Annotated in this window: 23 protein-coding genes; 7 read left to right on the top strand and 16 right to left on the bottom strand. The window is 47.3% G+C overall.

What is annotated here, in order from left to right; all coding sequences use genetic code 11:
• Nucleotides 1–26 precede the first annotated feature (26 nt).
• From IFU39_RS11945 to IFU39_RS11925, 5 genes are read right to left on the bottom strand one after another with little or no spacing between them, the layout of a single operon-like run.
• Nucleotides 27–1,865, bottom strand: coding sequence for a cache domain-containing sensor histidine kinase (locus tag IFU39_RS11945; RefSeq protein ID WP_192132814.1), 1,839 nt, complete (start codon nt 1,863–1,865; stop codon nt 27–29).
• Nucleotides 1,862–2,899 carry a response regulator transcription factor gene (locus IFU39_RS11940; RefSeq protein ID WP_192132811.1) on the bottom strand — a complete coding sequence of 346 codons (1,038 nt, stop codon included), beginning with the start codon at nt 2,897–2,899 and terminating at the stop codon, nt 1,862–1,864. The genes IFU39_RS11945 and IFU39_RS11940 overlap by 4 nt, the downstream gene beginning before the upstream one ends.
• A 42-nt stretch (nt 2,900–2,941) precedes the next feature.
• Nucleotides 2,942–3,820, bottom strand: coding sequence for a carbohydrate ABC transporter permease (locus IFU39_RS11935; RefSeq protein ID WP_074093756.1), 879 nt, complete (start codon nt 3,818–3,820; stop codon nt 2,942–2,944).
• 12 nt (nt 3,821–3,832) lie between these two features.
• Nucleotides 3,833–4,750 (bottom strand): ABC transporter permease, encoded by a 918-nt coding sequence (locus IFU39_RS11930; RefSeq protein ID WP_197997778.1) that lies wholly within the window; start codon nt 4,748–4,750, stop codon nt 3,833–3,835.
• Nucleotides 4,751–4,806: 56 nt separating this feature from the next.
• Entirely contained in the window at nt 4,807–5,016 is a 210-nt protein-coding gene (locus tag IFU39_RS11925) for a tautomerase family protein (RefSeq protein ID WP_091015745.1), read from the bottom strand.
• A gap of 583 nt (nt 5,017–5,599) precedes the next feature.
• Between IFU39_RS11925 and IFU39_RS11920 the strand changes: the two genes are divergently transcribed.
• The 4 genes from IFU39_RS11920 (at nt 5,600) to IFU39_RS11905 (ending at nt 11,316) form a co-directional block, all read left to right on the top strand.
• On the top strand, nt 5,600–7,336 hold the full coding sequence (locus IFU39_RS11920; protein WP_192133205.1) for a methyl-accepting chemotaxis protein: 1,737 nt from the start codon (nt 5,600–5,602) through the stop codon (nt 7,334–7,336).
• A 333-nt stretch (nt 7,337–7,669) separates the two neighbouring features.
• Nucleotides 7,670–8,158 (top strand): hypothetical protein, encoded by a 489-nt coding sequence (locus IFU39_RS11915; protein WP_192132810.1) that lies wholly within the window; start codon nt 7,670–7,672, stop codon nt 8,156–8,158.
• A 315-nt stretch (nt 8,159–8,473) separates the two neighbouring features.
• On the top strand, nt 8,474–9,052 hold the full coding sequence (locus IFU39_RS11910) for a TetR/AcrR family transcriptional regulator (protein WP_149846336.1): 579 nt from the start codon (nt 8,474–8,476) through the stop codon (nt 9,050–9,052).
• A gap of 77 nt (nt 9,053–9,129) precedes the next feature.
• Nucleotides 9,130–11,316: a YhgE/Pip family protein gene (locus tag IFU39_RS11905; RefSeq protein ID WP_192132808.1), complete on the top strand. Its 2,187-nt coding sequence runs from the start codon at nt 9,130–9,132 to the stop codon at nt 11,314–11,316.
• Nucleotides 11,317–11,445: 129 nt separating this feature from the next.
• Here the strand turns inward: IFU39_RS11905 and IFU39_RS11900 are convergent, their stop codons facing one another.
• Nucleotides 11,446–11,787: a DUF4190 domain-containing protein gene (locus IFU39_RS11900; RefSeq protein WP_192132806.1), complete on the bottom strand. Its 342-nt coding sequence runs from the start codon at nt 11,785–11,787 to the stop codon at nt 11,446–11,448.
• Nucleotides 11,788–11,945: 158 nt separating this feature from the next.
• On the opposite strand from IFU39_RS11900, the gene IFU39_RS11895 reads away from it, so the two are divergent.
• A complete protein-coding gene (locus tag IFU39_RS11895; RefSeq protein ID WP_192132804.1) occupies nt 11,946–12,158 on the top strand; it encodes a hypothetical protein in 213 nt (70 codons plus the stop codon).
• Nucleotides 12,159–12,242: 84 nt separating this feature from the next.
• On the opposite strand, the gene IFU39_RS11890 is transcribed toward IFU39_RS11895, so the two are convergent.
• From IFU39_RS11890 to IFU39_RS11865, 6 genes are all read right to left on the bottom strand, one after another.
• Nucleotides 12,243–12,998, bottom strand: a complete 756-nt coding sequence (locus tag IFU39_RS11890; RefSeq protein ID WP_192132802.1) for an amino acid ABC transporter ATP-binding protein — start codon at nt 12,996–12,998, stop codon at nt 12,243–12,245.
• 33 nt (nt 12,999–13,031) lie between these two features.
• A complete protein-coding gene (locus IFU39_RS11885) occupies nt 13,032–13,691 on the bottom strand; it encodes an amino acid ABC transporter permease (protein WP_105600918.1) in 660 nt (219 codons plus the stop codon).
• Between the two features lie 112 nt (nt 13,692–13,803).
• Nucleotides 13,804–14,574, bottom strand: coding sequence for an amino acid ABC transporter substrate-binding protein (locus IFU39_RS11880; RefSeq protein ID WP_036672520.1), 771 nt, complete (start codon nt 14,572–14,574; stop codon nt 13,804–13,806).
• Between the two features lie 130 nt (nt 14,575–14,704).
• Nucleotides 14,705–15,262, bottom strand: coding sequence for a DUF4825 domain-containing protein (locus tag IFU39_RS11875; protein ID WP_192132800.1), 558 nt, complete (start codon nt 15,260–15,262; stop codon nt 14,705–14,707).
• Nucleotides 15,259–15,954 carry a permease prefix domain 1-containing protein gene (locus IFU39_RS11870; RefSeq protein ID WP_091015760.1) on the bottom strand — a complete coding sequence of 232 codons (696 nt, stop codon included), beginning with the start codon at nt 15,952–15,954 and terminating at the stop codon, nt 15,259–15,261. The genes IFU39_RS11875 and IFU39_RS11870 overlap by 4 nt, the downstream gene beginning before the upstream one ends.
• Nucleotides 15,951–16,310 (bottom strand): PadR family transcriptional regulator, encoded by a 360-nt coding sequence (locus tag IFU39_RS11865; RefSeq protein WP_091015762.1) that lies wholly within the window; start codon nt 16,308–16,310, stop codon nt 15,951–15,953. The genes IFU39_RS11870 and IFU39_RS11865 overlap by 4 nt, the downstream gene beginning before the upstream one ends.
• A gap of 80 nt (nt 16,311–16,390) precedes the next feature.
• Between IFU39_RS11865 and IFU39_RS11860 the strand changes: the two genes are divergently transcribed.
• Nucleotides 16,391–16,549 (top strand): hypothetical protein, encoded by a 159-nt coding sequence (locus tag IFU39_RS11860; protein WP_192132798.1) that lies wholly within the window; start codon nt 16,391–16,393, stop codon nt 16,547–16,549.
• Between the two features lie 157 nt (nt 16,550–16,706).
• On the opposite strand, the gene melA is transcribed toward IFU39_RS11860, so the two are convergent.
• Together melA and IFU39_RS11850 are read right to left on the bottom strand one after the other, a co-directional pair.
• Nucleotides 16,707–18,212, bottom strand: a complete 1,506-nt coding sequence (melA, locus tag IFU39_RS11855) for an alpha-glucosidase/alpha-galactosidase (RefSeq protein ID WP_091015764.1) — start codon at nt 18,210–18,212, stop codon at nt 16,707–16,709.
• A 135-nt stretch (nt 18,213–18,347) separates the two neighbouring features.
• A complete protein-coding gene (locus IFU39_RS11850; RefSeq protein ID WP_192132796.1) occupies nt 18,348–19,361 on the bottom strand; it encodes an AraC family transcriptional regulator in 1,014 nt (337 codons plus the stop codon).
• A 180-nt stretch (nt 19,362–19,541) separates the two neighbouring features.
• Here IFU39_RS11850 and IFU39_RS11845 point away from each other — a divergent pair, with 180 nt between their 5' ends.
• Nucleotides 19,542–20,168 (top strand): histidine phosphatase family protein, encoded by a 627-nt coding sequence (locus IFU39_RS11845; RefSeq protein WP_091015767.1) that lies wholly within the window; start codon nt 19,542–19,544, stop codon nt 20,166–20,168.
• A 215-nt stretch (nt 20,169–20,383) separates the two neighbouring features.
• On the opposite strand, the gene IFU39_RS11840 is transcribed toward IFU39_RS11845, so the two are convergent.
• Together IFU39_RS11840 and IFU39_RS11835 are read right to left on the bottom strand one after the other, a co-directional pair.
• Nucleotides 20,384–22,720, bottom strand: a complete 2,337-nt coding sequence (locus tag IFU39_RS11840) for a rhamnogalacturonan lyase (RefSeq protein WP_192133203.1) — start codon at nt 22,718–22,720, stop codon at nt 20,384–20,386.
• 854 nt (nt 22,721–23,574) lie between these two features.
• A complete protein-coding gene (locus IFU39_RS11835) occupies nt 23,575–26,019 on the bottom strand; it encodes a glycoside hydrolase family 6 protein (RefSeq protein WP_192132793.1) in 2,445 nt (814 codons plus the stop codon).
• Between the last annotated feature and the right edge of the window lie 552 nt (nt 26,020–26,571).

The raw sequence follows: 26,571 nt of genomic DNA, 5'->3' as shown, positions 1-26,571 counted from the left end.
CCTCCCTGTTATTGGTTTCAATTACATTAAATCCGCTTGCTGTGCTGATCGGCCGGAAGCGCCATCGTAATGGTCGTTCCCAAGCCCCGCTCACTCTCAATCATCAAGCCATACGTTTCTCCAAATACCAGTTGAATCCGTCGATGGACATTCATAAGACCAATGCCTCCACGATGGTAGACATCATCGGAATCTTCCCCTGCCAGACGATTCAATTCCAGACGGTCACGCAGCTTCTTCAGGCGTTCCTCGTTCATGCCCATGCCGTTATCCTGCACGATCACAAGGAAGCGATCTTCTAGGCGCCGAGCATCGATGCGGATATAATGACCCGGTTCCATGCCCTGTGGAAACGCATGTTGCAACACATTCTCCACCAGGGGCTGAAGGGTGAGTCGAACCATTTTTTCCAGCAACAGATCCGGTGCAATGATGACCTCCACTTCAAGCTCCCGATCCATGCGATGTTTCATGATGGAAAGGTAGGCCAGCACATGCTTCAGCTCATTGGCAACCGTAATTTCCTCCAGATTGGTCTGAATGGAATAACGGAGCATATGGGCCATCGATTCCACCATCTGTGCAATTTCTTCGGAGTCCTGTACAACGGCGTAACATTTGATCGTCTCCAGCGTGTTGTAGAGAAAATGCGGATTGATCTGCAACTGGAGCGCCTGAAATTCCGCACGGTGTCGTTCCAACGCTTCCTGCTGTAGCTCAATTTCCGACTTCTGGCGGCGCAGCTCCGACTCATATACACTCTCAATCATGTCCGACAAACGGCTGACCATCAGATTATAGCTGCGGATCAGCACTCCGATCTCATCGCGCCTTTCCTTCATCTCCACCTTGTTCCAGATTCCCTTCTCCGTCTGTCTCATTCCGTTCATCAGCACCCGAATAGGTTCCACTTGAGATGCTCCGATTCGGTAGGCCACAACAAGCGCAGCCAGCAAGGTCCCTGCACCAACCCATAATGTGGCTGAGCGGATCGTTGCAATCGGCCTTTGAAGCTCCGACAGCGGCACGGAAGCAACAAAGCGCCAGCCCGAATAGGCAGACAGCTCCGATATAAACAGCCGCTTGGTACCATCCGTGTTCTGTTCCAGAGACCCTGCCTCCATGTGCATAAGTCTGTCCACGGTGCTGGACGACATCACGGTCTGCGCCTCCTCGTCCCCAGGAGTGTAGATGACATTTCCGTTCTGATCCATCACATACTGATAGCCCCCTTGACCGAGATCGAGTTCTCCCCAGATGTTGTCAAGCTCCAGCACATTCACTTCCATCGCCAGCACTCCATTTGGTGTATAGGAGGATACCCCCCTGATCCGGCGCGCAATCGTAATGACGTTTGCATTCTGTCCACTGCGAATACTGCGGGTGAGCAAAGTCGATTCGCCATTCGCAGGGGTTGCAGCGAGCACCTCCTTATACTGCTGTGCAGCATCGATATCGGGTATGCCCGCTGAATTCTGGTTGTCATCGATGACAACCCGCCCGTTCTCCCCGATAACATACAGAAACTTGATCTGTGGATATAACATAAAAACAGGTGGGAACACGTTCCTTTTAATCTGACGGCTGTACTCGTAATAGGCATAACTATCCTCCGAATTCATATCGAGGAAGTGCTTCACACTTCCGTTCGAGAGGATGGAGTAGGTCGCACGATCATAATTTTGCAAATACAGATCGGTCTGGTACGCCGTATTACGCATCGTTTGGGCGATGTTGTCCGCCAGCTGATCGTTCATCTCAGTTGAAGCATAGGTATAGGTAAACAAGCCAATGGCAGACAGCGACAACGTAATTACGATGGCAAAATGAAAGAACAAGCGGATCGACAGGCTTCGCTTCATCATTCAATGCCCAACTTACTGCGATATTCGGACGGGGTCAGTCCGGTAATTTTCTTAAATGTCTTGGTAAAATGGGGATGATCCGCATACCCCACCTCGTAGGATATATCCGTAATCCGGTTGCCCGGTTGTTCCAGCATGCGTTTGGCCAGTTCCATTTTGCTGCGTATTCGGTATTGGATAAAGGTCTGACCTGTCGTCTGTTTAAACAGTTGGCTGAAGTAGGATGGGTTTAGTCCAAGCTTGGAAGCAATCTCGTCCAGTGAAACTTCCCGGCGCAAATGCTGCTCCAGATAAGCCTTTGCTTCTTCCACCGGATGCTTGCGCTTGCCACTCCGCTTTTCCTTGATCCTATTCATCAACGTCTGGATTTCGTTGCCCAGAGCCTCGAAGCACTCTTTTGAGGAAGCGCTTACAATTATCTCACTGGACGTACTCATCGTTCCGTTGCCACGGGCGTTCATTCTGGCTACAATCAATTCCAGCAATTCCTGAAAAAGTTCTGCTGTCTGCTCAGGCATCAGGGCATATGCCGGATAACGATTCGACCATGCTGCGAGCAGTTCCGTCACATCGGATTGCCTTAACTCCCATATAGCGTCTTCCAGACGCATGGCCCAATCATTCAGCTCCCTCACGGGTACAAGGGATACCGTAGGTTTATCCTCTTCGGATGCCAGCAATTTGAGCAACAGTTCATGAAGCTCCTGTCGTCCCACTGGCTTGAGCAGATATCGTTTTACCCCATAATCCATACAGGCTCTTGCATATTCAAAGTCTGAATAACCGGAGACTACAATAATGCGCATCGTACTGCCTTGCTCGGATAAACGTCGACACAACTCAATGCCATCCATCGTTGGCATGCGAATATCCGTGAACAGGATGTGTGGCCGAAAGTCTTTCACCACCTGAAGGGCCTCTTCCCCATGCGCCGCCTGCCGAATCTCACAATCAAACAGTCCTGCTTGCTCAATCATCTTCGCCAGACCCATCCGAATCATCGGTTCATCGTCCGTAATCAAGATTCTGAACATCGCCATTCCCCCGTTTCCGTCAGATCTGTATGCTGCTTGTAGTTAAGATTTGACGGAGCCGACCATGATTCCTTTTACAAAATGCTTTTGCAGGAAAGGGTATATGATAATGATTGGCAAGGTGGCGATGATGATGGTCGCCATTTTGATGCCTTCCGGCGATGTATGTGCAAGGGTGCTATAGACGGCAGAACCCGGATCGACGGAAATATCGTCACTCTCAAACAGCTTCTTGAGTGTTACCTGGATCGGCCACCAGGCCGGATCATTCAGATAATAAAGCGCGGTGGAATACGCATTCCAGTGACCCACCGCATAGAAAATACCGAGTGATGCCATGGCCGGTTTGGACAATGGAATAACGATACGCCAGATGATGCCAAACTCCCCACAGCCATCGATGCGGGCGGCATCGATCAATTCACCCGGCAGCTGGGAGAAGAACGAACGCATGACGAAAAAGTTAAAGGCGTTAATCGCTCCTGGCACAATCAGCACCAGTGGATTGTTGACCAGATGCAGCTCCTTCATCAGGATAAAGTTCGGAATGAGCGGCGCCGAGAATACGACGGTCACCAAGACAAACATGACAACAAGAGAGCGACCCTTGTACTCTGGACGGGACACGGGATACGCGAGTGATGCCGTTGCGGCGAGATTGACCAGCGTACCAACTAACGTTACCCCAACCGATACCGCAAAGGCCCGCCAGAAGGCAGCATCGCCGAATACATATTCGTAATTGATCCAGGTAAAAGCTACAGGCCAGAAGCTGACCTTTCCGCCCATGATCGCTTCCGAACTGCTAAGTGATTGGGCCAGCACATTAATGAAAGGCAGAATCATCGTCAACGAGAGCAGCGTAAGAAAAACGAGATTGCCAATGCGAAATATACGGTAACGGACACTGGGGGTACGCATCCATCTCGCCTCCTAATACAGGCTTTCGCCAGTTGTTTTTTTGCTGAAAAAGTTACCGAGTAGAATAAGCATCAAGCCCACGACTGACTTGAACAATCCGATGGCCGTAGTATAACTGTATTGTTGTGAGAGAAGTCCAGCTTTGTAGATATACGTATCCAGAATTTCACCCGATTCCAGATTGAGCGGATTCAGGAACACAAACACACGCTCAAAACCCAGATCGAGGAACTTTCCGATGTGCAGCAGCAGCAGAATCATAATCGTTGGCAGCAAGGATGGAAGGGTAATCGACCATATTTGCTTCAAACGCCCGGCTCCGTCCACCTCTGCCGCCTCATACAGATCGGGATTGATGCCCGCAATGGCTGCCAGGAAAATAATCGTTCCATACCCAGAGTCACGCCAGATGCCGGAACCAATCAAAATGGAACGAATGTACGAGTCTTCTCCAAGGAAGTAGATTGGTTGCATCCCCAGAAACCCAAGTGCCTTGTTTACCACCCCGGCGTCCATCGAGAAAATGCCCATGAAGATCCCGCTAATAACAACCCAGGATAGAAAGTGAGGCATGTATACAATCGTTTGCAGCAACCGTTTAAACACAATCATCCGTACTTCATTTAGCAGAATGGCCAGTAAGATCGGTACCGGGAATGCAATCACCAGATCATATAGTCCGAGCAGAAGTGTATTATTGAGAATTCGCAAAAAGTCATAATGGCTGAACATCTTCTGGAAATGCTCCAACCCTACCCAATCACTGCCGGTGATGCCTTTGAAAATGTTGTAGTTCTGAAAGGCAATCACTGAACCGAATAAAGGTACATATTTGAAGAGGAAAAAATACAGGATACCCGGTAAGGAGAGCAGATATAGTATCCGGTATCGCCACAGATAACGTCCCGCATCTCCGAGCCGAACGCCCAGACCAGACGAGTGAAGTCCGGTTGCCCCCCGGCTTGGTGGCACGATATCTGCCGGCTTCACGTCTTCTCCCCTCCCTGCTTCTGTGATTGCGCACTTCTCAAGTTATCAGGAACGTTCTCGTCCCATGGGATTTCATTGAATTCGATGGAAATGTAATCCGGCTCACGGTCGATAATACGCGAGAGCTCACGTGTGAACACCTCCACTATCTCCTGCTTTTGCTCATCCGTCCTGCCTTCATACAATCTGATCGTAATTTCTGGCATCCGATTTAAGCTCCCTTCATTACGTGATGTAAACGCTTTAACAACTTCATCTTAGCGTTCCTGCGAAAGGGCGACAATGGACTGTCTTTTCGTTCACTTGTGTTTTCTTTAGGTCATGACAAGCAAGCTCAAAAAGCCCCCTTACGAATGGGGACCTCTTAGAACATAATATTTTTGGGATATATAGTAATTAATTTCATCTATCTCACTAGAACCTTGCATTAACAAACGTAATAATAAAGATCGAAAGTGAAAAACACGCCCACAGAACCAGTACCTTAGAACCATTTTTGCTCCAAAAGCTAATATTAATATGACTTTATAACGATATATTCTACGAAGTAACTTACCTGGGGGTCCTATAAGTGAAGTAGAACTTGTAACAATGCAAAAAGCACACTGAAGCATGAGAGAATGTCACGTAACCACAGCAAAAATCAGAATTATAGAAGTTGTACGATAGCATTTTCCCACTAAATATTCGTTAGATTACATAGCGTATAGCATCCCATCCAGGTATAGTGCATTTTCATATTTGTAGAAGGAGTGAACCATCTTGTTTAATAAGCTTCGCTGGAGTACCATGCCTTTCTTTATCAAAAATTTGGTGATTTCATTTGGCAGCATCATGTTGATCGGTGTAATCCTGATTACTGCCGCGTATCAATTGCAAAAAAATATCTTGGTTGAACAGTTGCACGACCAGGCTACCGTCATCACCCAGAAATGGTATGACGATCTCGACACTGCCAAAGTGGCAGAAGCAGCTAAGGAAAAAAGCTACTCCGGTCCTGTACAGCTGGAAATGAAAGCTTACCTTGATTCCATCCATGAATTCTATCCAAACATCGCGCAAGCGTACATTTTTGGTTCAGAACTCGAGCAAGGAAACGGAACGTCCATCATCGCGATTCCAACGAACCTGTTGGAACCATTCGAGCAGGACAATCTGCCCGCAGGTGCCATGTACCCACTGCCTCAGAATAACGTTGTGGTGCTGGAACAGATGAAAAAGGACGGAAAGCCGGCCTTCAGTGATTTCTACACTGATGACTACGGAACTTGGACTACTCTGATCTATCCGATTAATAACGCAGATGGCTCCATGTACGCCGCTCTTTACTTCGATGTAGATGCAAGTGCCGTTCCAAAAGGCCTGAACAAACTGCTTACGTACGGTTTGATGTTCCTGATCGGTTTCCTGATCCTGTTTATGGTGTTGCAATTCATTTTGCTGAAAAGAACGTTACTTCCGATCCGCAATCTGATGAAAGGTATCGAAGAAGTCAGCACGGGTAATCTGGACGTAACCATCGATACCGGGCGAGATGATCTGGGTATCATCAATGAAAAGTTTAATGCGATGATCGATCGATTCAATACAACCATCTATAAAGTACAGAATACTTCGCATCACCTCTCGGAATCTTCCAAACAACTACTGGGCATTTCCGAGAAAAATAATGTGAACATTCAATCCATCAGCACCAATATTCGAGAAATATCTACTGGACTGGTGTCACAAGATAAAGCCACTGTGGAGAACGCACGCGCCATGACAGAGATGTCAACGGTAGTGCAGACGATCGCCAGCAGCTCAGCCGATGTGGCAGATGAAGCACTCAGCATGGAGCAGCGCTCCAGCACAGGTAATGTGGTGATGCAACAAGTCATTGAACAGATGCGCCTGATCTCGGGTGCGGTGCAAAATACGTCAAACTCGATTCAGTCTTTGGAAAATAACTCGAACCAGATTAGCAACATTGTTAACGTGATTACGGAGATTGCTGGACAAACCAACTTGCTTGCACTTAACGCTTCAATCGAGGCAGCCCGCGCAGGTGAAGAAGGAAGAGGTTTTGCGGTGGTTGCAGGGGAGGTACGTAACCTGGCAGAGCAATCCCAGGAATCAGCGACGCAAATTCGACAGTTGATTGAAGAAATTCAACGGGATATCATGCAGTCTTCCGAGGCGATGCAGTTGGGTTCCAAGGAAGTTACCAAAGGCTTGGAAGTTACCCAAGAGACTGGCGTATTCTTCGAGAATATTCTGACTGCTACGAATAAAGTTGCAAATCAGATTCAGGATATCTCCAGTTCTACGGAAGAGATCTCGGCAAGCACACAGGAAATGTCTGCCACGGCCGATGAACTGTCTGCCAATGTCAGCAAGGCAGCAAGCAGCAGTAAACAAATTGAGCAGTCCATTGATGAGCAGGAAGCCTCCATGGCAGCCATTGTGAGTGCCTCCGATGAGCTCTCGGTTGTATCCGAGCAACTACAAGAACTGATCTCATTCTTTAAAGTACGCGCAGAATAGAATTAGTAGGATATATATAAAAGTAATAAGACACAGTAAAAAAACCAAGGCTCATGAGTGACTTCACTCAAAGCCTTGGTTTTTTTGTTGTTACCAGGGTAGGTGGGTAAATTCTAGTTCTATACTTCCCGGTATCATTTAACAGACAGTATTTCTTCTGCATATATAATTGTTGGACTCTGGTCTTAGATTTTGGACACAGGGCAAGAGTTGAAAGTTTCAATTTCTATAAATTCAATTTATTTTTAGTTATGGAAATAATGATATGTTTTAAAACTTTACTATGATATAGTTACTCTACATTTAGAAAATAAAACCAGAAAAGAGGATATTATGAAAAAGACATTTTTGCTCAGTTTAGCTATGTTCCTACTACTTCTCCCTCTTTCCTCAACAACATTTGCGTTCCAAGAAAGACTTACGGTTTCTGAGAATATGACCTTTACAACAAGGTTATTATCGGACAATTCTAGATATCTATTCAATTTCAATGTGCAAGGTGACGTTGAGTTGAGAAATGTAAAGAAAAAAACTTTGATCTGGAGCACCAATCTCAAGGAACGCAGAGTTGTTATGCTTGTTATAGATCAATATAACGGAAGACTGAAATTGACGGACTATAGCAATACTCCCTACTGGACATCCGACAATCAGGCGTGGGCCAATGCGTGGTATGGCCCGGGAAATGTACCTGAAAATCTTGTGGGCGACCTGCTAATCATGCAAAATGATGGAAATCTAGTTCTCTATAATACAAAGAATATAGCTAAAGGATGGTATCCTGTCTGGGCTACTAACACAGGTGGAGGAATACACGATTAATCCATCCTATTTGACCCGTGAACATTAAAGATAACAAGACATCTAACATATTTGCTATGTCCACAAAGGCATGTGTGATGACCAATAATATGGTTATCACACATGCCTTTTATTTTTAACATTTTATTTTGAGAAATAATCCCCTGCCCTCTTGATCCGCTGTCCGCCCCCCATCCATACCATGACAAAGATCACATCCATCTTCCCTGTTCAAGTGCTACAGTTGTTAACGACCAACTGACCATAATAGTAAAACGGTCACTAAAGGATTTACCTTACCATTAGCCTTTCAACCTACAAGGAGGTGTATATGTGATGAAAACGATAGATCGAAGGCAACAGGTGATGGATTCTGCCGAGAAATCCTTTGCCTTGTTTGGCTACAAAGCCACAACGATGGAGCAGGTTGCGAGACTTGCCAATGTGGGCAAGGGAACGATCTATACTTTTTTCGAAAATAAGGAAGAACTGTTCAGCGAGATTCTGCGCTCGATCATTGCGGATATGAGACAGATTACAGAGCAGACGGTGAAGGAAGAGAACTCCTTTCTGGATAACGTGCATATGAGCATGGATTCTCTGCTGGAGTACCGGGAGGAACATGAGCTGTTGATCAAGCTCTTTCAGGAGGTTAACGAGTTCGGTACTCCGCAAGCCAAGGAAGGTTTGCAGCAAGTGGAGACAGCCATTCTCGAATATTTGGAGCGTCAGGTCAGCCGTGCCATGGAGTTAGAGCAGATTCGGAGGGATGATCCCAAGTTGGTTTCTTTTGTCCTGCTGAAGCTGTATGTCACCTTAACCTCAGATTGGAACAAAGCGCATCCTACGTTGCACAAAGATCAGATCAAGGATTTTGTGGGCCTCTTTCTCAAGAATGGCTTATCCCCCACCTAGAGAAAGGCATGCCAATAGATTCACAACTTAATAGAGATAGAACAAACGGATTAGCGTAAGGATAGGGAGAGAACATGATGAAATCATTCCACGTATTTGGGCAGGATCTGAAGTCCGCCTTCAAGAAACCAAAAGTATTTATTCCGATTCTCGTTGTACTGTTCATTCCGGTATTGTATAGTGGCCTGTTCCTGAATGCATTCTGGGACCCCTATGGCAAAATGAATGAATTACCTGTAGCCGTGGTCAACACGGATCAGGGCGCAGTCTACAATGACAAATCACTGGAGGTCGGTCAGAATCTCGTCGATGAATTGAAAAAAAGTGATGATTTCGACTGGCAATTCGTGACTCGTGAACAAGCAGAACAAGGCATGCAAGACAACATGTATTATATGACGATTGTGATTCCGGAGGACTTTTCCATCAAAGCAACAACCCTGATGGATGAGCACCCCGAGCCGGCCGACCTGATCTACGAACCCAATGAAGGATACAACTTCCTCGCAGGTCAGATTGGTGGCACGGCGGTCAAACAAATTCGCTCCAAAGTCGCTGCCAAAGTCACAGAATCGTATACCGAAACGTTATTGGATCAGATCGAAAAAATCTCTGGCGGTTTGGCGGATGCAGGGGATGGCGCAGGTCAGATTCATGATGGTGCGATCAAGCTGGATGACGGTACTGCTACATTAAAAGAGAACCTGTCCAAACTGGCCGCTGGCACCGACAAGCTGGAAACCGGCATAGTTCCGTTAAAAGAAGGTGCGTCCACTCTCGTCCAAGGCACACGTGATCTTCATACGAGCGCGAGTGCCCTTTCCAGTGGGCTGTCCCAACTCGCAGCAGCAGGCACGAAGCTGAGTGATGGAGCAACCCAGGCTGAAACTGGCGACAAACAGCTACAGGCTGGCATTCAATCTGCTCAAGAAGGCGCAGCTAAGCTAGATGCTGGATTGGCGGCTTCCGAGGAAGGCAGCGCAAAGCTGACTGCTGGGCTGCAAAGTTCTGCTGAGGGCAGTGGCAAAGTTAGCGAGGGGGCAAAAGCGGTTGCGCAAGGTCTTGCCCAATTAGCCGAAGCGAGTCCAGAACTGGCCGCAAGTCCAGCTATGAAGCAGCTCCTGGCAGCAAGTCAGGCAGTTGCCGCTGGTAGCGAGCAGGTGTATCAGGGCGGGCAACAATTGGTCGCAGGCAGTCAAAACCTATACGCTGCACAGCAGCAACTGCATCAAGGCAGCAGCCAGTTGGTACAGGGTGAACAACAACTCGTACAAGGTGCCACGCAATTATCCGCCGGACATGAAAAGCTTGCGACGGGACTACAGCAATTCAATTCCAAATTATCCGAAGCAGCGTCTGGAGGAGCCAAACTTGCGGACGGTTCAGCTCAATTGAATGCGGGTGCAGGCAAGTTGGTTGCGGGTGTAAGCCAACTTACAGATGGAATCACAACCCTTGCAGATGGCTCACATAAGCTGGATGACGGTGCAGGTCAGTTAAAAGAGGGTACGCTCAAATTAACCGACGGCTCTGGCGAACTTGCCACTAAGCTCAATGAAGCGGCTGAGCAGACGGCTAGTGTGAAAAAGACCGATGAACTGGTAACCATGTATGCAGAGCCTGTTCAGGTCGATGAGCATAAATATAATGAGGTACCCAATTATGGTACAGGATTCTCGCCATACTTCCTGTCACTGGGGCTGTTTGTCGGGGCATTGATTGCCACTTTGGTTGTGCCAACTCGCGGCAGCACGGTTAGCGAGGCAAGTGGCTGGAATCGTTTTGTGAGCAAAACGCTGGCTTTCACGCTCATGAGCGCTGTGCAATCCCTGCTTGCTTCATGGCTCGTATTGTACGGCTTGGGTCTGGAAGTTCAGAGCGTTCCGTTGTTCCTCTTGTTCAGCTTTGTGACCAGTCTAAGCTTCATGTACATCATTCAGGCACTGGTGACTTGGTTGGAAAATCCGGGACGATTCCTCGCCATTCTGATGCTGATCTTCCAGCTCACCACCAGTGCGGGCACTTTCCCGCTCGAACTGATTCCAAACTGGTTGAAGGTGTTTAATCCATGGCTGCCTATGACCTATTCGGTAACAGGTTATAAAGCAGTTATCTCAAGCGGACAGTTCGGCGTGGCTTGGGATCAGATCGGTATTCTGTGCATCTTCGCTCTAATGGGTCTGGCAGGAACTTTAACGTACTTCCTGATGCATCGCACCACGGAGAACGAAAACGTCAGCAGTGAAGTCGCAATTCACCTGTAAAAAAGGAATATAAAAAGCAAAGGCGTGTACCGATGCCACACACTCTTCTGGACAACAGAGGTGTTGGCTAAGGTACGCCTTTGCTTTTTTAGTTAGAGATACAATCTAGGTTTGCTAACTTCAATATTTCTAGTATGTAGAGTACATATCAAAGCCTGTGACAGCGAAAGTAAACAATAGCACGAATGCAATAAGTAATACATACATCGCCGTACCGATTATTCCACAAACAAGTCCAGCAATGGCTAATCCTCTGCCTTGCTCCATGCGAACTCTGATCTCTTTGAAGGCCAAAGATGCAAATATAATCGCGGCGATTCCGATTAAAATTCCCACGTAAGGAATCGTGACGGACAGAATCCCCAAAACTAGTGATACAATCGACTTACTATTGGTCTTTGGTACTACATAAGGCGGTGGTGGAAATGTGTCGTTATAATAACGATCTACATCATTTTCGCGATGTTCCAAGGTAAATCCTCCCTGTTCTTTACTTATAGATTGTACTTCAAGGATATGAATGTAAGAACCCCTTTATCCGTGTGATGATACAAATCAAGAATACCTCTAACATATAGATATTATTATAGTCGTAATACTTTTCTGAATATCTTTGGGGGATCACTACGATGAAAATCGATAAAGTCATGAATATACTTATGATTGTGATGCTTGTACTTATTGCTTTTTATCGGAATAATGTGGCTGTATTATGTTTTAGTATTGTTATGTTTGGAATCATGAGTTATACCACTTATCGATTTCGAACACATTGGAATGTAGTAACTTATATCGTGTTGACCCTGGTATTGATGATCTGGAACATATACCTGTGGACATAAGCTATTACTTTCAAAAAAAAGAACGCAATCCCTTATTACTCATAGGATTGCGTTCTTTATATATTTCTTAGATTGGAATGTCTTTTATCCTTCCACTTCCACCCGCTGCAAAAATGTCCGGGTACGCGCAAGCTTTGGATTGCCGAAGATCTGTTCTGGCGGTCCCGCCTCTGCAATCTCCCCGTTATCCATGAAAAATACACGATCCGCAACGTCACGGGCAAAGCCCATCTCATGCGTGACGATCATCATGGTCATGTTCTCCTGCGCAAGCTGTTTGATGACACGCAGCACCTCTCCCGTCAGTTCGGGATCGAGTGCCGACGTTGGCTCATCAAACAGGAGGATATCCGGTTGCATCATCAGTGCGCGGGCAATAGCTACACGCTGTTTCTGTCCACCGGACAGATTACCAGGGTAGACATCGGCCTTGTCCGACAGCCCAACTTTGCCGAGTAATTCCAGACTACGATACCTTATGACGCTGGAGTTTTCTTTTTTCAAGGTTTTCGGTGCAAGTTCCAGATTATCTTGTACAGTTAGATGCGGGAACAAATTGAAATGCTGGAACACCATACCCATACGATCCGTCATCTTGCGAATATCTGCGGCACCCGCGTAACGGCCATTATCAACCAACGTCTGATCCTGAATACGAATTGTTCCGCCCGAAATATCCTCCAGATGAATCAGGCTGCGCAGCATCGTACTTTTCCCCGAACCCGAAGGTCCGATGACGGCAATTACTTCGCCTGGTTCCACGTTGAAAGATACCTGTTTCAGTACATCAAGTGTGCCGAATGATTTTCTCAATTGATTTACTTCTATTATATGTGTCATATGCAGACAGTCCTTTGATTGATCAGATTTAATTTATTCAAATGAAAACCGCTTCTCCAGTGCCTTGAACAGCACCGTGAGCACGAGTGTCATGAGTAGATACATAACCGCTGCCACGAAGAAAGGGATCAGCTGTAAGTCGCGATTTACCGCCGCTTGGGCGTAATACAACAGCTCAGGTACAGCCACGGCATAGAGCAGTGCCGTATCCTTGATGAGCGTAATGGATTCATTGGCCGTTGCGGGCAATACTACACGAATCATCTGAGGAATAATGACTTTAGTCATCGTTTGCCACTTTGTTAACCCCAGTACCTTCGCTGCCTCATGTTGCCCTTTATCAATGGAAAGCAGTCCGCCCCTGAAGATTTCAGCGAAGTACGCCGCATAGTTTAGGATGAACGCAATCCCCGCTGCAACAAAACGATCAAACACCAGATACTCTCCAATCACCGGAAGCAACGGTAAACCGAAGCAGAAGAATAGAATTTGGAGCAGTAGCGGTGTTCCTCGCATCACGTATACATACGTATGGGCAATCCACGCCAGTGGTTTAATCTGGCTTCTCATCGCAAGCGTGACCGCAAATCCAAGCGGCACGGATAACACGATCGCGAGCAAAAACATGAAAATGGTGGTCTGCGCACCCTCTAGCATCGGTTTTAAAATGGTCGATAGATAATCCCAACTCATTGTTTTATCTCCTCTAATCTGTTAACCCCGCATTCCTCTGGGGCATAAATCGCTCCAGCGTGGAATACGGGGTCTGTTTTGTTTCAAACTATATATCAGGTGTGTAACCTGCCTATTTCAGAACCTTATCTTCACCCAACCATTGGGTGGAGATTTTAGCTGCTGTTCCATCTGCATTGAGCTCATCCAGTGCTTTTTGCAGCTGATTCAGAAGCTCTTCATTGCCTTTTTTGATACCTATTCCATATTGTTCTGGTGCAAGAGATTCATCCAGCAGTTTGAATGTTCCCTCTTCTTTGGACATGTAGTATCTCGCTACCACTTCATCAATGATGACCGCATCCAGACGTTTTGTCTTCAGATCCGTCAGTGCAAGCACGTTATCCTTAAATTCGGAAGCTTTCACTTTATCCTTCAGGGGACTTGCTGCCAGTGCATCTGCCGCGGAGGACAATGCCTGTAATCCCACATTTTTACCATCAAGTTCATCCAGCTTTGTAATTGGTGAGTCTGCCAAGGTAATGGCTACCTGACTATTTTCCAAATACGGCTTCGTGAAGAGCACTTTCTCTTTACGCTCATCCGTAATGGTGTACCCGTTCCAGATCATATCGATCCGGCCACTGTTCAGCTCTGACTCTTTGGAAGACCAGTCGATTGGTTGGAATGTAATTTCTTTACCCATTTTCTCCGCTGCAGCTCGTGCGTAATCAATATCAAAACCAACAATTTCATTCTGCTCGTCCCGGAAGCCCATTGGAGCAAACTTATCATCAATCCCTACAACAATCGTGTTATCGTCTTTGCTTGCGGAACTGGAACAACCAGCCACAATCAATACACATATACTAATGAATAATAGTAGAATCGCTTTTTTTCTCAACTTGAACCCCTCCATGTCTATAACCAAAACCCAAACGCTTTAGTTCGTTACCACGTTATCAGAGATTTATAATAACATAGCATGGAAGAAGAGTCGAGTCTCTTGCTTATTTCCTTCTATTTCATGTAACTTAATTGTCAACAATTTGTGAAAAAGCTTCTTTCACTTGTTCCGGTTCCACCAGCTTGTCGCGTACAATCGAATTCCATAATTCCGGGTTCTGAAGCTCCTTTAATTCCGTACCTGTCCATTGTTGGGCGGCTTCACGACGTAAGGTATGGCTTGTATTCTCTAACTGGTAGACGACCTGCTCCAGATTATCGATCATCACAAAGTTAGCAACCGCATTATATACCAGTATCCGCTCAAGTTCCTCTGCATCCATCTCATGCGTATTCAAGCTATAATTCACTTGAGCCGTGAACGTCTCCGGGTACAGTTGGTAACCATTCAATCTTTCACGTAATGGTAAAGCCTGATTCAGATGACTAAGGTTTGAATTATCACCCATATAGGGACTGCGATATTTGGCTAAGGCGGTAAAATCATGCGTCAGCGGATTTTGCTGTTCTGCTTCATATCGATTCTGCTTTGCCTCGTTCCTCGGATTAACGAACCCCTCAACGAACACGAGGCCAACCACACCGAGAACAATGAGTGCAATAATCCATATATTTTTCCCTCTCATGACACATCACTCACTTCATATTTGCTAATGATCCGATACGCACGATGCACTACCAAAGGAATAATAACGCTCAGTAACGGGATAGCAAAGGCAATCGCCATCACAGCAAACTGATAAGGTCCATCCACTTGAATGGGTCGATTAAACCAGATGTTGCTTCCAAATCGCAACGCCGCCTGCGTTCCCCATAGTACAATCATGAACACCGCCCACAACCACCAAATTCTGCGATTCCACTGCATGAAGGCATGGGTTCGAATCACTGTGGTTTGCACTGAAGTTGCTGGATCATTCGTCCTGTTGGTCAACATATACAATACATATGCCCCCCCAACAAGGAGGCTCACGAGCATAAGCAGGTTGTTTATGGCGGAGCCTTGCATCACCACTCTCGTTGGAATGGTTATGATCCAGGCTATAAGGCTATAAATCAGAGCAGACTGCAACAACGCTGTCCAGTAAGGAACACGTTGTACCCTTCGATGGTCACTCATCACTTGATCCATACCAGCGATATGCTGAATCGCGGTCTGGAATGCCTTTTCTTCACTCATCCCCTGCGAGATATAGTCGTCAATCCGCGCAGCGAGATTACTGTGAATCTCTTCTTTTAATTCCCGATTGTCCAATGTATCTTGTGCGTGAGCGAACAGCCGATTCACATGACGGGTGATGCGAGCATCCAATCTCATAGGTCTTCATCTCCTTTTTCTCCAGTGACAATCATGCAATCAATCAGTGCCTTGGCTGCATGCCAAGCTTGAACCTGCTCTCTGTAGGCTTCGAGGCCTTGCGTTGTAATCCGGTAATATTTGCGTCGTCCTCCCTGCGTCTCTTCCCCCCAGTAGGACTCCACATATCCACTCTTCTCCAGCCTCTTCAAACTGGAATAAAGCGTGGGTTCCTTCAGTTCAAACTGCTCTCCGCTCTTGCGATAGATCTCCTTAATGATGCTGTAGCCATAGTTATCTGCGGGTATAAGTACACTGAGAATGATGGGGTCAATATTGCCCCGAATCAGATCACTGTTAATCACTTGCACATCCATCTGCGAGCTTCACCGACTTTCTTCCATCCTGCGTATACTATAAGACATATTACTATGTCTGTAAAGGTAATATGTAACGCATGGTAAAGATACTTCAAATCGAGCAATATTCCTCACTTGCTTTTCATCTGGATACAAATGTACCACCTGACGAGTTCACTCTGGTCGAGTATGTAAATGGGAAGGCACGTCCCATCTCTTTGCGAGAAGGTTCATTCCAGTTGGAACAGGAAAAATGAACTCATTATTATGGAGCCTTTGCCCGGTGGATATCCCCTCAAAATTCGCAGGTTTCCTTGGGTGATACTTCTTTTGCCTTTGTTATCCGTGGTGTCGAAAAAAAATAAAAACAAACAGGGCCCCTCCAATTTCGGAGAGACCCTTACGCATTCTTATCTATTGCTGCACTTTCTCGCGATCTTTCCCTTTATCGGATTCTCCTGCATTTTTGTTCGCAGCGTCGCGGTCCTGTTTCATTTCTTCCACCGTTTTCACCTTAAGACGTGCTGCACCTTCATATTCCTTCGTTGGAATCAAGTCACCTGAAGCAAGTCTTGCTTCTGCGGCTGCAATCGCAACCCCGTACTGCGGCAACCACTGGGCCTGTGCAACCAGCATCTCGTCGACCATCTGCCAGATCTCCTTCGGATTACATACGGCACCCACGAGCGGGTCCATCATGAACGCCTGACGAAGTAATTGGTCGTCTCCGTTCACCGCAGCTTCAACCGCAAGACGTTGCACGGAGATACTCACATTACATACCGCCGTCGGGCCAAGGGGCAGATCCCCTACATGCGGCATGGAGATACCGTTGCGATCCACATATCCCGGTGCCTCAATAATTGCATCATCTGGCAGGTTCGAGATTACTCCATTATTAACGGTATTGAAATGTCCACGATAGACACGTCCCGTCTCCAGCCCTTCAATAATGTACGAACCGTGCTCCTCACCCCGTTTTTCCGGAATGAATTGCATCGGTTCATCCTTCATCCAGTTTGGAAAATCAGTTTCAAACCAGTTGCGCCCCTCGGTACACACCCGCAGATACCCACCTGTCTCTCCGTTAATCCAATTGCCCAGGTCGATCCACTCGTTGATCTCTTCCGGACGCTTGCGGTACCACGGCACATATTCACTCAGATGACCATTCGATTCCGTACTGTAATAGCCGAAGCGGCGCAGCATATCAATCCGCACTTTCTCGGTGCGGCTGTACTCTGGATGTTTCTCGAAAGCTTCGAGCAGATCACCTGTAAGGTCTTTGCCCTCATGAGAAGCCTGGATATACCAGGTCTGATGGTTGATGCCGGCACAGACAATATCCACTTCACTCTTTTTCAATCCAAAAGCTTCCGCAATCTGATGATGACCATGCTGTACGCCATGACACAGTCCGATCGTCCGCACACCGCCATACTTATTGCAGGCCCATGTGAGCATTGCCATCGGATTGGAATAGTTCAAGAGCAGCACGTCAGGTGCGCTATGTTCACGAATATCTTTACAGATATCCAGCATCTCAGCGATTCCGCGTTGTCCATACATAATGCCACCTGCACACAGCGTATCGCCTACACATTGGTCCACCCCATATTTCAGTGGAATATCCACATCGGTTGCAAAAGCTTCCAGTCCCCCAACACGAATCGTACACAGTACATACTTCGCATCTTTTAACGCTTCTTTCCGATCCGTTGTCGGCTGAATCTGAATATTCAATCCATTCTCACGGATATCCCGCTGACATAGCTCAGTCACCATATCGAGATTGTGCTGGTTAATATCACAGAATGCAATTTCAATGTTGTTAAACTCTGGTACCGTCAGCAAATCCCTTAGCAATCCCCGTGTAAATCCGATACTTCCTGCCCCGATAAACGCCACTTTAAACGTCATGTCTATGTCCTCCCCTAATCCGAATCTTTCGCTTCGGTTAATGACTCTCTTCATGAAATCATTGTACCAACGCCAATAGGGGAAGCGTTATCAAAATCATGACTTGTTCAAGTCTCTGTTGTCAAAAATCCTAACTTATTCATTCGTCGGGTACTGACTGACATGTCGTTCCATCGAGGAGCGAAATTCAACGGGCGTACGGCCTGTATATTTTTTGAATAACATATGAAAATACTGACGACTGCCTACTCCTACATAGTCGGAAATTTCAGAAATCGGAATATTCGTCTGCTGTAGCAGCATCTTGGCCTTCTCCATCCGAAGCATCGTCAGGTAATCGGTTGGTGTGCGCTGCGTGTGCTGACGGAAAATGCGATGCAAATAACCCGGATGCAGATTGATGGCTGCGGCAATGTCCTTCATCTGAATATTGCGATCCATATTGTGATGCATGAATTCAATGGTTCGTTTGACATACAGCTCCGCCTGATCTGGCGCACTCCGGCTCATTTCTCCGCGCAGACGTGCAACACGGACCAGCAACTGAATAAACAGTGTACGCACCAGCATACCCTGTTCCGGGGACGAGAGATTCCGGGCTTCGCGGTGATGTGACCTTTCATCTGGTGGAATGATCTTCATCGGCACAGTTGATCTTCCTTGCTCCAGTAGACCACGCTGATCGAGTTCCAACACCAGACTTTTCATAATGTGGTACACCTCTTCCGGATCAGGCAGTACCAGATATGGCGAAGCATTAGTGAGTAGAGTGTGAACTTCTTCCTCCTCCAGCGCGAGCTGACGGATGGATAGCTGTCCGGGAGGTGAGCCTGAGAATCCAAACTCCACATTGAGCATCCGGCAAGGCACGCCATCTTCCACCAGTAAACGGTGCGGGACGCCAGCATCGAGCATAATGAACTGCCCCTTTTTCAGAACAGTATGTTCCGAGCTCCCATCCGGCATCTGTACATCCACCCGGCACATTCCCGAAATAATATACATGATCTCTGTGGAATCATGATGGTGATAGGACATACGGTAGTTGTCCCACTGCTTGTAATAGTACGCGTAAAAACGCGGCCCACAATCCTCTGTTCGTAATGCCTCCTGATACAGGCTTCCTGTCCAGCGCTTCGAGATGCTCATGTCTATACCTCCAGTCCTTCAACGATCGATCCTCACTTTTCTCCATTGTAACAATTATGTAGGTTGGATATAAACGTCCTGACTCAAATGATGATTGTATTTTATAATTAGACAAATATATAATTAGTTTATCATCTAATGATTTGTTTGAACTATTTTTACTTAAGGAGGTTTCCAATTATGAGTACCACCTTTCATCTGGTGAGGCACGGCCTCAAAGAACGACGAATCGGTGATGTCCCCCTCACTTCCGAAGGGGCGTTACAAGCCGAAGCCACAGCACTTCATTTTGCCAGAGCTGCCCTTACTGTTACTAAAATTCTTACCAGCCCACTTCGGCGTGCCCAAGAAACTGCAAATATGATTGCCCGCCATACCCATGCCCATATAACCGAAGATCCTCGCCTGCGTGAACGTGCCAATTGGGGAGATTGTCCCGATCAATCATTCGAAGAATTCATTGCGATGTGGGATCGATGCACATCTGACCCCGATTACATTCCACCGGTCGGTGACTCGGCAAAACAGGCTGGTGAACGTCTGGCCTCCCTCCTGACCGAATTGGCTAATGAAGAGCAGGAGAACCGTAACATTATTGTCGTTGCACATGGAGGACTCATTACTGATTTTCTGGTGCAAACCTTTACCGAGCGCGAGCTTAACGTCTTGCATTCCGATTTTATAGCTATGCAGAACCAATTGATCCCTGAGTGCTCTATCACCACACTAATCCATGATCAAGGAAACTACACCATTGAAGCGTTCGCTTCTACCGAGCATCTAAACTTCAACGATGTAAAAGAATGATGTAACACGGATGGATTGGAACACACCAAGCTCTACCCGCAGAGCCTCATGTAAAAAAGCTCTGAAGCCTCCATGTGCCGAGACACATGGGAGACTCCAGAGCTATAGAGCACTTCAAAATGCTTTAGTGCCTACTCGTAAGCATTGACATCGCTTCTTTACGTTACAAATCTGATCGAGTTTTACGCTTTCTTACTATTGCGGATCCGGCCTGTTTATTTCCCGCCCTTACCTGGCGTGTAGAACTTAGGTAGCGTTACCTTCGACCAGTCGATATCCGATGCCATGTAGAAGGACGGATAGGAAGGCTGGTTGTATCCACTGTTCTGTCCGGCAATGCCCACGCGATACATCGCATCATGCATCAACGTATACAGCTTACGGTCTGTCTTCTCGGTACTCAGATAGATACGAATCGCGGAACTGTCCGTGGCTCTCACCAGCATCTCTTCCCGCCAATCCCCGAAAATATCAGCTACAAGAGAAGGTGTACCTTTGGTGTGATTGTTGGTCAATGTGCCTGTTGCCGTCAGCAACGTGCCACGATTCCAATCCTTGATGGTTGGGGTAACATCAATCGCACCATCTACGATCTGTGTCGTCATATCACCAGACCAACGGATATTCATATTCGTGCCCGGTGCCTGATCACTGATTTTCTGCCCCTGTGCTGTCCACAAGCCTACAGCCCATGTCTCCAGACCGCGACGGGTTGGATCAACATCCCCCACCATGCCGCGTCCCGTATCTTTCCCTGTGTATCCACCATAGATCACTTCTCCGGTCTTCGCATCCCGTAAGGAGTAGCCATATGGAGCCCACGGACCACCCTCGTGTACCATGAAAATCTCAAGTCCCGGACGATCCGGGTCAATATCTGCCACATGAAGTGCGTCCCCATGACCCAGACGGGCAATCGTTCCCGGTGCAGCACTCTCGGCAGGCATCAGGTCTGTGGAGCTGTACAACACGCTGCCGTCATGATCAATTGTAGCGGAGCCATAGATGATCTCCTGTTTGCCGTCTCCATCCACATCCGCCACACTGAAATAGTGCGCACCCTGAGTTGTGATGGAACCATACTGCGGATCTGTACCATCTACGCCGTGTGGTCCGTCATTGAATGGGTTCTTCATTGGCGTCCAGCCGCTGTCCACTTTCCATTCCTTTTTCAGCTTCTTGCCGTCCCAATTGTAGGCAACCATCGTCGAACGTGTATAGTATCCGCGTGCAAAGATTGCAGACGGTTTCTTGCCGTCCAGATACGCCACGCCTGCCAGGAAACGGTCTACCCGATTCCCGGGTTCGATCCGTGCCATCGCATAATCGCCCCACATCAGGCCATCATCATGACGCTCAGGTTCATAGGGAATGGTTTCCAGCTCTTTACCTGATTTACCTTCAAATACTGTAACGTACTCCGGTCCATCCACGATAAAACCCTCAAACTTGCGCAACTCATTTCGGTTGCTACGTTCTACCGCATAGACATCAATGAAGTAATCGGCCAAGCTCTCGGCATCCTGCTGAGATAATGGATAGTTATACTTTTTCTCCATTCCAAAAGCCTCTTCCAACGTCGCAGGCCAGTTCCCCTTCACAACCTCATCATGTTTATGCCAATTTCTGAACATATCCACCACGTGATCGTAGTACCCATCAGCACTTAAACGATAATCATCTTCGTTCGAGTACCCTGCCTTGCGATCCTGCTTCGGAAGCGTGATGTACTTCTCGGAGGTTACTTTTCCTTTTTTGTTATATTTGATAATCTTCGTTCCCGGAGCGGTCTTGAACATCATCTCAGCTTTGCCATCCCCGTCAAAATCATAAACGAGCATCTGTGTATAATGAGCACCTGCACGGATGTTGACCCCAAGATCGATTCGGTACAGCAACTGTCCGTCCAAGGTGTAAGCATCAATGTAGGTTTTACCGGTGTATCCTTTTTGCGATACGTCCTTGGCGTTGGAAGGGTCCCATTTGACGAAAAACTCATATTGGCCATCCCCATCCACATCACCCACGCTCATGTCATTGGCAGAATACGTATAGGCTTCTCCGGCCGGCGTCACGCCATCAGCAGGTTTTTGCAGTGGAATATCCACATACCCGTTCGCCCAAGGTTTGACGGATGCACTGCGTTTGCTCTCCTTGCCCTTCTTGTTCACCGCTGCCACTTCATAACGGGAAGACGATTTGCCCGTTGCATCTACATAGTTGGTGCTGTCGGTGACGGTAGCGATCTTTTTGCCATCACGATAGACGTTAAAGTCCGTACCTGTCAGCCCTTTGTCGCTATACCCTGTAGCCTCATCACCCAGCAATCTCCAGCTGAGAAACACACCTTCAGATGTCGAAGCAGCCACCAGACCTCGATCCAGATATTCCAGTTGAATCTCTTTCATGTGACTGCCCCCCTTATGTGATTGCAGGCCACTCTCCGTCGCCCCATTACCGTTGGAAGCTTCCGCTCCCGTAACGGCAGCTGTTCCTCCAATGAGCAAAGCTACGCTAAGTGCCGAAGAGAGCACCTTGGCTGCAAGTGGCATACGAGCCTTCCTGCGACCGGATTGCTGACTTGAAGCCGATCCTTTATGTACCGGCGCTGTTGTTTCTAAGTTCATCCACCTTCACGCTCCTTGAGACAGAATGGGTAACGCATATACACATTGATGATGATTGGACGTTCGTTAATCCACACAGACCTTCTTCGAAAGAAGGTTTCAACCCATAATGATTACGCTTACAAAATTAAAAAAGAGAAATCAGCTTGCCCGACTACCAGAGTGCCGTCCCCCTTCCATTCTCTTTCCAATCGGAGCGAGGAGATCCCGCCCATCGGGTTCTATTATAGACATCCTGCCTGCCACACCCTAGGCAAATATCCGTCCAAAACGATTAATAATCAGTGTTTTTAGGAGTCATTTGGAAAATCAACCCGATGACGCTTCGGTCGGAAGGGTGATTTAAGCTCACCGCCAAGTTTTTTCTAACGAGTCTCACACACCCTATTGGGGCGTTAAACTCCAACAACGAATCCTAACGAATCTCAGCAACCTTATTTGGACCAAATCGGGTCTAAACGGGGCAAAATCCACCCAAATTAACTGAATAGCGTGTCTACGATTCGTTAGAATTTTCAACTGTATCAATTCAACTAAATAGTGTGCCCTCTGTTCGTTAGAAAGAAAGAGGGTTGCCCCTCCCCTTGATTATTTTCATGACCAGAGGACAGCCCAGCCTGATACGCCCGCTCTTACATCCCTAATTACGGATCTTCAAGCGATTCTAAATACATTTTCATGTGAGAACTTCAATCTAGAATGACTCTTGTAATGCATAGCAAAAAACCGCGATCCTCTAACACACAGAGGATCGCGGTTAAGACTGTTACAAATAAAGTTTAAGGCTCAATACCCCATACCAGGTTTCCACCTTGGTGGAGTGTTACCTTGTTCCAATCCTGATAGGATGTTTTCGTTGGATCGAAAGAGTAGTCATTCGTCTCGTCAAAGTTGGACCAGTCCGTTTTGTACATGCGAAGCTGGATGTCTCCAGTCTGTCCACCAGCCTGAATGCTGCCAGCGGCAGATGTGAAGCTCAGCTCCACATACGAGTCTGTGAAGGTCCGCTGGATATTGGCTCCACCAACTTGAGCGTAATCGATGGCAGAATCCATCGCAGCCGAGCCTTCTTTGGAAAAGTAGTATCTGATCTTCAGATCACTCAGATTCACAGCAGTACTACCCAGATTTTTGATGTTGAAATACGGTTTGATCTGGCTATCCTGAGCATTGGTATCTCCAGCACGATATTGCACAACAAGGTCACTGGTTGGTACAACGACACTTTGAGGTGTCGCGGAAGCTACAGCGGAATTGGCGCTTTGCCCTGCTGCATTCACTGCACTTACCACATAATGATACGTTGTGCCGTTCGTGAGGGCAGTGTTTGTGTAGGACGTACCGCTCACATTCGCGGCGATCGTTGTGAACGGACCTGTTGCACTCAGTGCGCGTTTCACATCATAACTTGTTGCACCTGTAGAAGCGGTCCACGTCAGGCTCACCTGTGCATTGCCTGCAGTTGCTGTGAGAGCAGTCGGTACAGCTGGCGCCGTTACACCTGCAACAGGTGTAGCTGTTGCTGTTGCAGAGTTAACACTTTCACCTACTGCATTTGTTGCCGTTACCACATAATAATAGGTTGTACCATTGATCAGACCGGTGTTGCTGTAAGATGTTCCACTTACATTAGCTGCAACTGTTGTGAATGGACCTGATGCACTTAGTGCCCGCTTCACACTATAACTTGTAGCCCCTGTGGAAGCAGTCCACGTCAAGGAGACTTGAGCGTTACCGGCAGAAGCTGTCAATGCTGCTGGTGCTGCCGGAGCTGTTGTTCCACCCGGAGGGTTGCCTCCACCGTTACTTGCAGGAAGTACAGGGAATGCGTTTTTCACCAGTGCCACGAATTGATCATGGAACCAGTGACCCGATACCGGAGCATTAGGCAACGCACCTGTTAATACACCATCCCGAGTTGTGAAGGTTGGATCACACATCCGGTCGAAACCTTTGCCTTCGTTATTCGGAATTTCGGAGCTGGAGCCATCGGATTCACCCGGAGGTTTCACCCATACATAAGCATCCAGATGCGCTGGTCCTGGTGCAGCCTTAGGTGCTTCACCAATACCTGCGCCACTGGCATTACACCAGTTCCCCCGATGCTCCCGGCGATCTACACGTCCGGAATTCACATAATCATTAATGTTGCTGCCCGTAGCGGATGCTGGACGGTCTACCCCGCCCCAGCCGTTCCGGCTAGTATCGATCAGGAAACCTGTGCTGCTTGGCCAGCCGGCTTGTACGAAATCGGCATACAGCGCAGCAGTGAAATCGGTTTCGTCAAAATAAGGATTCCACTCATAAAACTTGGCCGATTTAATCGGTTGTCCACCGATATTGAGATCCGGGTTGGACAGGTTCGGCTCTCCCAACGGTGTGGTGTTCGCTGTATTCGTAATGAAACCATCTGCACTGCTCAGACCCGCGGCTGTCCCTTGTACAACACTTGTATACAGCGCGACTGCTGCAGAGCGGTTGTTATCCCAGCCAAGCCAGCCGGAGTGACCGATATCCAGATAGTTGTACACATTCGGAATGGCGTGCAGCTTGTCCAGTGCATACTTCACACCCGCCTCATAGATACCTGTTGAGCTGGCTTGACCACAAGCTGGTGTACTCAGGTTGGTCACAAGGTTAGGCAGACTGTCCGGTTCAATGACAGCAATAATGCGAATATCCTGATACTTCGGATCTGCGAAGATATCTGCGAGCACATCAATATAATCCGTTTTATAGGTCTGCAGTGCCGCCTGTGTTAGTGGAAGTTCACCATTTGATGCAAGTGCATGACAATCCCGTCCGGGCAGATTGTAAATAACAAACGAAGCGGTGATCGGTGTACCCGGTTTCTTTTGAGCGAGAACGGCATCAAGATGTTGCTCTACACTTTTGCGACCAGCGTTGTCCGTACCGCCATAGATTGCAGCAATCCGGTCAACCCATACTGCGGTTGGATACGATTTGACGGTCTCCATCTTGGCCTTCAACGACGCATCGTTGGTCAGTGCAATGGACGTATCCACGAGAGCTGAATAGTCCTGATTCAGATAGGCCGTTGCCCCTACAAATGGATTATCCACATGTGCTTCAGCCGCCTGAGCCAAGCCTGGAGACAGTCCAGGGAAAATCCCCGCCGCGAGCAGCGTTGCTGCCAACATTTGCTTTACACCTTTGCGCAGGATCTTCTTACCTCTCGATTTGGTTTTCAATTTAGTCTTCATAGTTCCACCTTTCCTTTAGTTAGATTGGGTTGTACTCATGTCTGATCCTCTGTGTCATTATGATGCTTAGCACGAAGAGAACGTTCGGATGAGTTGGTTGTATCACCTCCAAAAGAAATGGTTGTATCACTGGAATCTTGAGCAAACAAATGGTGTGTGAGGGCGAATCATGTGAATGAGTATAATATGGTGGGTGTGGTTGAACGTGTGTTAGACATGAAGAAGTGTGAAAAATGACGTATGGGATGTCTGAATCCTAAATTCGGTAAGCGCTTTCTTCAAACAGTTAAAAAAAAGGCCTTCGCCTATCCATCTACAAACATGATGTTTGGTGTCACCTCCTTATGTTCTGATTATACGACATGTAAATTTTACTGTAAATTGAATTATATAAATTTAATTATATTTTTTTCCATAATTCAGGCAGGATTCTGGACATCCCTTGCTCCAAAAGACACACGAGGTCCATCCTGGCAATCTGCCACAATGAACCTCGTGTTTTACAATGCCGAATTTACCCGCTCGTCTAGCTAGTCATTACATATAATGCCT

It is taken from the genome of Paenibacillus sp. CFBP 13594, from assembly GCF_014842675.1.
Taxonomy (GTDB): Bacteria; Bacillota; Bacilli; order Paenibacillales; family Paenibacillaceae; genus Paenibacillus; species Paenibacillus amylolyticus_B.
This window is presented reverse-complemented; position numbering and strand designations above follow the sequence as displayed.